This is a genomic window from Variovorax soli NBRC 106424 (genome assembly GCF_001591385.1).
GTDB lineage: Bacteria > Pseudomonadota > Gammaproteobacteria > Burkholderiales > Burkholderiaceae_C > Variovorax > Variovorax soli.
Window position 1 is genome coordinate 37027 of sequence record NZ_BCUU01000038.1, and the last position, 7140, is coordinate 44166.

The 7140-nt window shown below is 69.7% G+C and carries 6 protein-coding genes; 3 read left to right on the forward strand and 3 right to left on the reverse strand.

The window, feature by feature from the left end; translation table 11 throughout:
- Nucleotides 1-35 precede the first annotated feature (35 nt).
- On the reverse strand, nt 36-1751 hold the full coding sequence (atzF, locus tag VSO01S_RS13190) for an allophanate hydrolase (protein ID WP_068643075.1): 1716 nt from the start codon (nt 1749-1751) through the stop codon (nt 36-38).
- Between the two features lie 107 nt (nt 1752-1858).
- Here atzF and VSO01S_RS13195 point away from each other — a divergent pair, with 107 nt between their 5' ends.
- Complete coding sequence (locus VSO01S_RS13195) at nt 1859-2572, forward strand: SDR family oxidoreductase (protein WP_068643077.1); 714 nt, start codon at nt 1859-1861, stop codon at nt 2570-2572.
- 6 nt (nt 2573-2578) lie between these two features.
- Here VSO01S_RS13195 and VSO01S_RS13200 read toward each other — a convergent pair whose 3' ends face one another.
- Nucleotides 2579-3478, reverse strand: coding sequence for a DUF72 domain-containing protein (locus VSO01S_RS13200; RefSeq protein ID WP_068643079.1), 900 nt, complete (start codon nt 3476-3478; stop codon nt 2579-2581).
- Between the two features lie 11 nt (nt 3479-3489).
- Nucleotides 3490-4335 (reverse strand): M48 family metallopeptidase, encoded by an 846-nt coding sequence (locus tag VSO01S_RS13205; RefSeq protein ID WP_084241852.1) that lies wholly within the window; start codon nt 4333-4335, stop codon nt 3490-3492.
- A 36-nt stretch (nt 4336-4371) separates the two neighbouring features.
- Between VSO01S_RS13205 and VSO01S_RS13210 the strand changes: the two genes are divergently transcribed.
- Both VSO01S_RS13210 and VSO01S_RS13215 read left to right on the forward strand, forming a co-directional pair.
- On the forward strand, nt 4372-5754 hold the full coding sequence (locus VSO01S_RS13210) for an AmpG family muropeptide MFS transporter (protein WP_068643083.1): 1383 nt from the start codon (nt 4372-4374) through the stop codon (nt 5752-5754).
- 41 nt (nt 5755-5795) lie between these two features.
- Complete coding sequence (locus VSO01S_RS13215; RefSeq protein ID WP_174544731.1) at nt 5796-7001, forward strand: beta-ketoacyl-[acyl-carrier-protein] synthase family protein; 1206 nt, start codon at nt 5796-5798, stop codon at nt 6999-7001.
- Nucleotides 7002-7140: the final 139 nt, after the last annotated feature.

The following is a 7140-nucleotide window of genomic DNA, read 5'->3' on the forward strand; positions in this document are numbered from 1 at the left end:
GTAGAGCTCCTGGCGGGAATGAAGAAGGTTGCGGTTCAGGCAGCGGCTTGCTGCCGCAGTTCGATGTAGCGGCGCCAGCCGCCCAGCTGCGTGATGTCGGTGGCGCCCTCGGTGGCCAGGGCCTCGCACAGGAAGCCCTGCACGCTGCTGCCGTCGGCCAGCTGCAGCGTTCCGATGCCCAGCGGCGCGCCGATGAGCGCGACGAAGCTGCCGTAGTGCGCCACCGGCATCTGCCACACCTCCACCTCGATGGCGGCGCCTTCGGCCGGCGGTACGCGCACCAGGCCGGGCTTGGGCGGCACGGTGCCGGGCAAGGAATACAGGCGGTACTGGGGCGCGGTGCGCGTCTTTTCCAGCAGCGCCGCGCCGCGCTCGACCAGCTGGCCGTTGAGCGGCATGCCCGACAGATGCGCGCCCACCACCGCCACCCGCACCGTCGCCGGCTCGGCCAGGCCCAGGTCGGCGGGCGGTGGCAGCGGCTCGCCGGTCGCGCCTTGCGTAAGACCGGTGGCGTGGTGATAGCGCTGGCCCAGCTCGGCCAGCTGCAGTTCGCTGCCGCACGGGCCCACCAGCGTGATGCCGAAGGGCAGGCCGTCGGGCCGCAGGCTGCTGGGCACGGAGATGGCGGCGTAGTCCAGCAGGTTGACGAAGTTGGTATAGGCGCCCAGGTTGCGGTTGAGCGCCACGGGGTTGGCCAGCATCTCGTCGATGCGGTAGTGCGTGGGCGCGGTGGGCAGCAGCAGCACGTCGATGCGCTGCCACATCGGGGCCACCTGCTGCGCAAGCGCGCGCAGCTGCGCCTGCGCGTCGACCAGGTCGGCGGCGCTGTAGGCGCGGCCACTGGCCAGGATGCTGCGCACCGGCTCCATGACTTCGGCTTCGTGGGCATCGAAGAACTCGCGCACCGCGGCATAGCGCTCGGCCACCAGCGCGCTTCCGTAGAGCAGGCCGGCGGCCTCGGCCAGCGGCGCATAGTCGATCTGCACCGGCTCGCCGCCCAAGGCCTGCAGCTGCACGATGGCCTTCTGGAACTCGTGGGCCGCCTGCGCGTCGCCGAAGAATTCCAACTCCGAGGGAACACCGAAGCGAAAGCGCGGCGCAAAAGGCTCTTGCTTGAGCGGCAGCGCACGCGAAAACGGGTCTTGCGCATCGAAGCCGGCCGCCACCTTCAGCACCTGCACGGCCGTGTTCACCGTGCGCGCGAAGATGGAAACGCAATCGACGCTTTGCGCCGCCGGCACCACGCCGCGCGCGCTGATGAGGCCCTTGGACGGCTTCAGGCCCACGATGTTGTTCAGGCCCGCCGGCACGCGGCCCGAGCCCGCCGTGTCCGTGCCGAGCGCGAAGTCCACCTGGCCCGAAGCCACCACCACGGCCGACCCCGAGCTGGAGCCCCCCGACACGTAACGCGCGTCGAAGCTGTTGGGCACTGCGCCATAGGGCGAGCGCGTGCCGTTGAGCCCGCAGGCGAACTGGTCCAGGTTGGTCTTGCCGGCCAGCACCGCACCGGCATCGAGCAGGCGCTGCACCACATGCGCGTGCACGGTGGCTGTGCGGGCAAAGCCCGGGCAGGCCGCGGTGGTGGGCAGGCCGGCCACGTCGATGTTGTCCTTGGCCGCGAAGACAAGGCCTGCCAGCGCGCCGGTGGGCGCGCCGAGAAGCGGCGAGTCCAGGCGCGTGATCCATTCGGCGCCGCCCCCTTGCGCCGGGGCCGCTGCTGTCGCCATCGGGTCCGAACCGTGCACCATCATCAAGCATCCTGTCTTGTGTACAAGATGCGATGCAAGCAGTGTGCCAAGGCGCTGGCGTTCTAATCGCGCTCCGTCCCGCCAAGAATCAAGACAAGGAAAGGAAGACCATGAGCTCCAACCCAAACAAGCCCGTCGCCATCGTCACCGCCGCCGGCCGCGGCATGGGCGCTGCCATTGCGCGCGAGTTGCATTCACGGGGCTACCGGCTGGCGCTGATGTCGCCCTCCGGCAGCGCCGAGGCGCTGGCCAAGGAGCTCGGCGGCTTTGGCCTGAGCGGCTCGGTGGCCAGCCTGGAAGACCTGCAGCGCCTGGTCGACGGCACGGTGAAGGCCTTCGGCCGGGTGGATGCGGTGGTCAACCACACCGGCCATCCGCCCAAGGGCGACCTGCTCGACATCGCCGACGAAAGCTGGCTGCTGGGCAACGACATGATGGTGCTGTCGGTGCAGCGCATGGCGCGCCTGGTCACGCCGCTGATGCTCCAGCAGGGCAAGGGGGCGTTCGTGAACATCACCACCTTCGCGGCCTTCGAGCCTTCGCCGAAGTTTCCGGTGTCGTGCGTGTACCGCGCGGCCGTGGGCGCATTCACCAAGCTGTATGCCGACCGCTATGCAGCCCACAACATCCGCATGAACGCGCTGCTGCCCGGCTACATCGACAGCCTGGCGCACAAGCCGGACATCGCCGAGGGCATTCCGATGGCGCGGCTGGGCAAGGTGGAGGAAATCGCGAAGACGGCGGCCTTCCTGCTGTCGGACGACGCGGGCTACATCACGGGGCAGAACATCCGGGTGGATGGCGGCATCACCCGCCACGTGTGAGGAGCTCTACTCGTTGGCCAGCAGCATCTTCAGGAAGCTGATGCCGTTGCGCTGGCCCTTGTCCTCGTCGCAATTGTTGAACACGATGTGCGCGTTCCTGACCTTGTAGGCCAGGCGCACGACCTCGGCCATCAGCTCGCGCAGTTCCTGGTCGGGGTAGTCGTAGTCGAAGCGCTCGGCGGCCGAGGCGGCGCCCTTGGCGTTGTAGGTGAGCGCGTTGCGGCCGTGCAGCCGCAAGAGCAGGTAGTCGGGGTGCGTGGTTTCCCACAGGGCCGGCACGCTGTTGTCGGCACCCTGCGGTCCGTCGACGATGGTGTGAACCAGCCGGTGCTCGCGCAGGAAGTCCAGCGTGCTGGCCGTGCGTTCCGGCCCGTCCCACCACGACTTGTGCCTGAACTCGATGCTCAGCGTGTGCTGCGGCAGCCAGGCCAGGCACTTCTCGATGTGGGCCATCGCTTCCTTGCTGTAGCGCACCGCCGGCGGAAACTGGAAATGCACTAGGCCGAGCTTTCCGGCCAGCCGCAGCGGTTCGAGCGCCTCGCCGAAGCGCTTCCACAGTTCCGCACGGATCTCTTCGGGAACGGTCTTGTAGTACAGACGCTGGCCACCCGCGCCCAGCGCCTGCTGGATGTCCTTGTGCAGCACCTTCGTCTCGGTCCAGTGGCCGGTGAAGAGGCGAAACGCCTTCACGTTGAAGACGAAGTCATCGGGCGTGCGCTCCACCCAGAGCTGCGCGGTGGCCGGCACCGGAATGGCGTAGTAGCTGGAATCGACCTCCACCAGCGGGAAGTTCGATGCATAGAAGCGCAGCCGCGCCTCGGGCGTCTTGCAGTCGGCCGGGTAGAAGCGCCCGCAGTCGATCAGCGTCTTGTCAGTCCAGGAGGCGGTGCCGACAAGGAAGCGCATGCCCAGTCCCGCTAGCGCCTGGCGGCCTGGTACAGGCCCTCGACCTTGGGGATGTTCTCCTGCAGGTTGCGGATGCGGTCCGGGCCGCTCGGGTGCGTGGACAGGAAGCTCAGGCCCCCGCTCTGGCTGGCCGCCGAGGCATTGCCCATCTTCTGCCACAGGGTGACGGAAGCATCGGGGTTGTAGCCGGCGCGCGCGGCCAGTTCCAGGCCGACCAGGTCGGCTTCGGATTCATCGGTGCGGCTGAACTGCAGCGACAGCAGCTGCGTGGCGCCGCGCGCCGCCAGGTCGCCCACCTGGCCCAGGCCCAGCAGTTGCGCGCCGATCGACAGGGCCAGGCCGGTGCCGGTGCGTTTGGCCAGCTGCTCGCGCGCATGCTCGCGCAGCGCGTGCGCCACCTCGTGGCCCATCACCATGGCGACTTCGTCGTCGGTGAGCTTCAGCTGGTCGAGGATGCCGGTGTAGAAGGCGATCTTGCCGCCGGGCATGCAGAAGGCATTGACCTGCTTGCTGCCGATGAGGTTGACTTCCCACTTCCACTGCGCGGCGCGCGGATTCCATTGCGGCGCAAAGGGAATGATGCGGGCGGCGATGGCGCGCAGGCGGCGCAGCTGCGGGTTGCTGTCGGGCGCCAGCGCGCCCTTTTGCCTGGCCTGGGCCAGCAGCTGCGCGTACTGCTGCGCGCCAGCCTGCTCCAGGTCTTCGGCCGGCACGAGGCTGCGCGCCGCCGAAGGCGCACCCACGCTCACCTGCGCCAGGGCCGGCGCCGCCAGGCCCGCGCCGGCGGCCAGGAGGAAGGCGCGGCGAGCCGCCTCAGGCAGGCGGCGACCGGAAGAAAAGTGGCAGTGGAAACACATGCGGGAATAATAAGGAGAGCTCACCTCACTGTCTGCATGCATCTTCCCTCGAAGGCCGCCGAGTCGTCCACTCCCGCCGCCGCCCCGGAATCCGACAAGCCCGCCCGCTCCTGGCGCGAAGCGCTTGCGGTGTACCTCGAACCGCCCACGCTGCGCATGCTGGCGCTGGGGTTTTCGGCCGGGCTGCCTTTGCTGCTGGTGCTGGGCACCCTGAGCTTCCGGCTGCGCGAGGCCGGCATCGACCGCGCCGCCATCGGCTATCTCAGCTGGGTGGGCCTGGCCTATGCCTTCAAGTGGGTCTGGGCCCCGCTGGTGGACCGGATGCCCGTGCCGCCGCTCACCCATTGGCTGGGCCGGCGCCGCGGCTGGCTGCTGCTGGCGCAGGCCCTGGTCATGGCCGGGCTGGTGGGCATGGCCTTCAACGACCCCAGCGCGCAGCTCACGCCGCTGGTGTGGTGCGCGCTGCTGGTGGCCTTCGGCTCGGCCACGCAGGACATCGCGCTGGACGCCTACCGCATCGAATCGGCCGCCACCGACAAGCAGGCGGCGCTTGCCGCCGCCTACCAGACCGGCTACCGCGTGGCCATGATCTGGGCCGGCGCCGGCGTGCTGTGGCTGGCCGCGCGGGCCGAGGTGCCGGGCGCCGGCGGCTACCAGAACGGGGCCTGGCAGGCCGCCTACCTGGCGATGGCGGCATCCATGCTCGTCGGCGTGTTCACCGTGCTGCTCTCGCCCGAGCCGCAGCGGCGCGAGCTGCCGGCCGCCCGCGATGCCGGCGAATGGGTGCGCGACGTGCTGATCGAGCCCTTTGCCGACTTCATCCGGCGCTACCGCTGGCAGGCCGCGCTCATCCTGGCGCTGATCGCCGTCTACCGCATCAGCGACGTGGTGATGGGCATCATGGCCAACCCCTTCTACGTGGACATGGGCTACACGAAGGACGAGGTGGCCTCGGTCAGCAAGATCTTCGGCGTGATCATGACGCTGGTGGGCGCCTTCGTCGGCGGCGTGCTCTCGGCGCGCTTCGGGGTGGCGCGCATCCTGATGCTGGGCGCGGTGCTCAGCGCCGCCAGCAACCTGCTGTTCGCCTGGCTGGCCGGGCACGGGCGCGACCTGTCTGCGTTGATCGTCGTGGTCTCGGCCGACAACCTGGCGGGCGGCATCGCCTCGGCCGCCTTCATCGGCTATCTGTCGAGCCTGACCAACGTGAACTACTCGGCCACACAGTACGCGCTGTTCAGCTCGATGATGCTGCTTGCCCCAAAGTTCATCGCGGGCTTTTCCGGCGAGTTCGTCGACCACTTCGGCTATTCGGCGTTCTTCAACGCAACCGCGGCCCTGGGCCTGCCGGTGGTGGTGCTGGTGGCCCTGGCGTTGCGCAGCACCGGCCGGCCCTTGCATGGCGCCCACAGGCCCTAGCTGTTACAAACGGCGCTTTCGTCCATCCTCGCTTGCATCCCGTGCCTTCTCCCATTCCTCCCCTTCGCATCAGCGCCTTCACGGCCACCACGGCCGTGGGCGTCGGCAAGACGGCCCTGGCCGACGCCTTGCAATCCGGTCGCAGCGGCCTGCGCGCCAACGATTTCGGCCCGACGCCGCTACCCACCTGGATCGGCCGGGTGGAGGGACTCGAGGCGCTTTCGCTGCCCGCGGAACTGGCCAGCTGGGACTGCCGCAACAACCGGCTGGCCTGGCTCGGCCTGCAGGCGGACGGCTTCATCCAGGCGGCCATTGCGGCGCGCGAGCGCTACGGCGCCAGCCGCGTGGCCCTGGTGCTGGGCACCTCGACCTCGGCCATCGGCGAGACCGAGGCGGCCTACACCCAGGTCGATGCGGATGGCCGCTTCCAGCCGGCACAGCGCCGGCCGCTGGTGCACACGCCGCACTCGCTGGGCATGTTCGTGCAGCAGGCGCTGGGCCTCGAAGGCCCGTGCGAAACCATCTCCACCGCCTGCTCGTCCAGCGCCAAGGCCTTTGCCTCAGCCGAGCGCCTGATCCGCCTGGGGCTGGCCGACGCGGCCGTGGTGGGCGGGGTCGACACGCTGTGCGGCAGCGTGCTGTTCGGCTTCAACTCGCTGGAGCTGGTGTCGCCCGCGCCCTGCCGCCCCTTCGACGCGCAGCGCGACGGCATCAGCCTGGGCGAGGCCGCCGGCTTCGCCCTGCTCGAACGTGCCGATGCCGGCGGCGGCGCAGCACCGCTGCTGCTGGGCTACGGCGAAGCCAGCGACGCGCACCACATGTCGACGCCGCATCCGCAAGGCCTGGGCGCCGAGCGCGCCCTGGACGACGCGCTGGCGCGCGCGGGCGTGTCCACCGCCGCCATCGACTACATCAACATGCACGGCACGGCCAGCACCAAGAACGACGAGGTGGAGGCCGCCCTGGTGGCGCGGCGCTTCCCGGCCACCACCCATGCCAGCTCGACCAAGGGCTTCACCGGCCACACGCTCGGCGCCGCCGGCATCGTGGAGGCCGTGATCAGCCTGCTGGCGCTGGAAAACGGCTGGATGCCCGGCACCATCAACAGCAGCACCCTCGATGCGGAATGCGGGCCGCAGATCCGCCTGCAAGGTGCGCGCGGCGAGGTACGCCATGCGCTGAGCAATTCCTTCGGTTTTGGCGGCAACAACTGCGCCCTGATCTTCGGCAAGGGAGCCGCAGCATGACCACGCCTTCCACCACCCCCACCCTCTACATCGAAGGCCCAGCCCTGTGGGCGCCCACCCTGCCGGGCTGGGACGTCGCGCGCGCCGCCTTGCGCGGCGAAGGCGCGCCGGCGGATCCACCAGTGAAGCGGCCGGCACC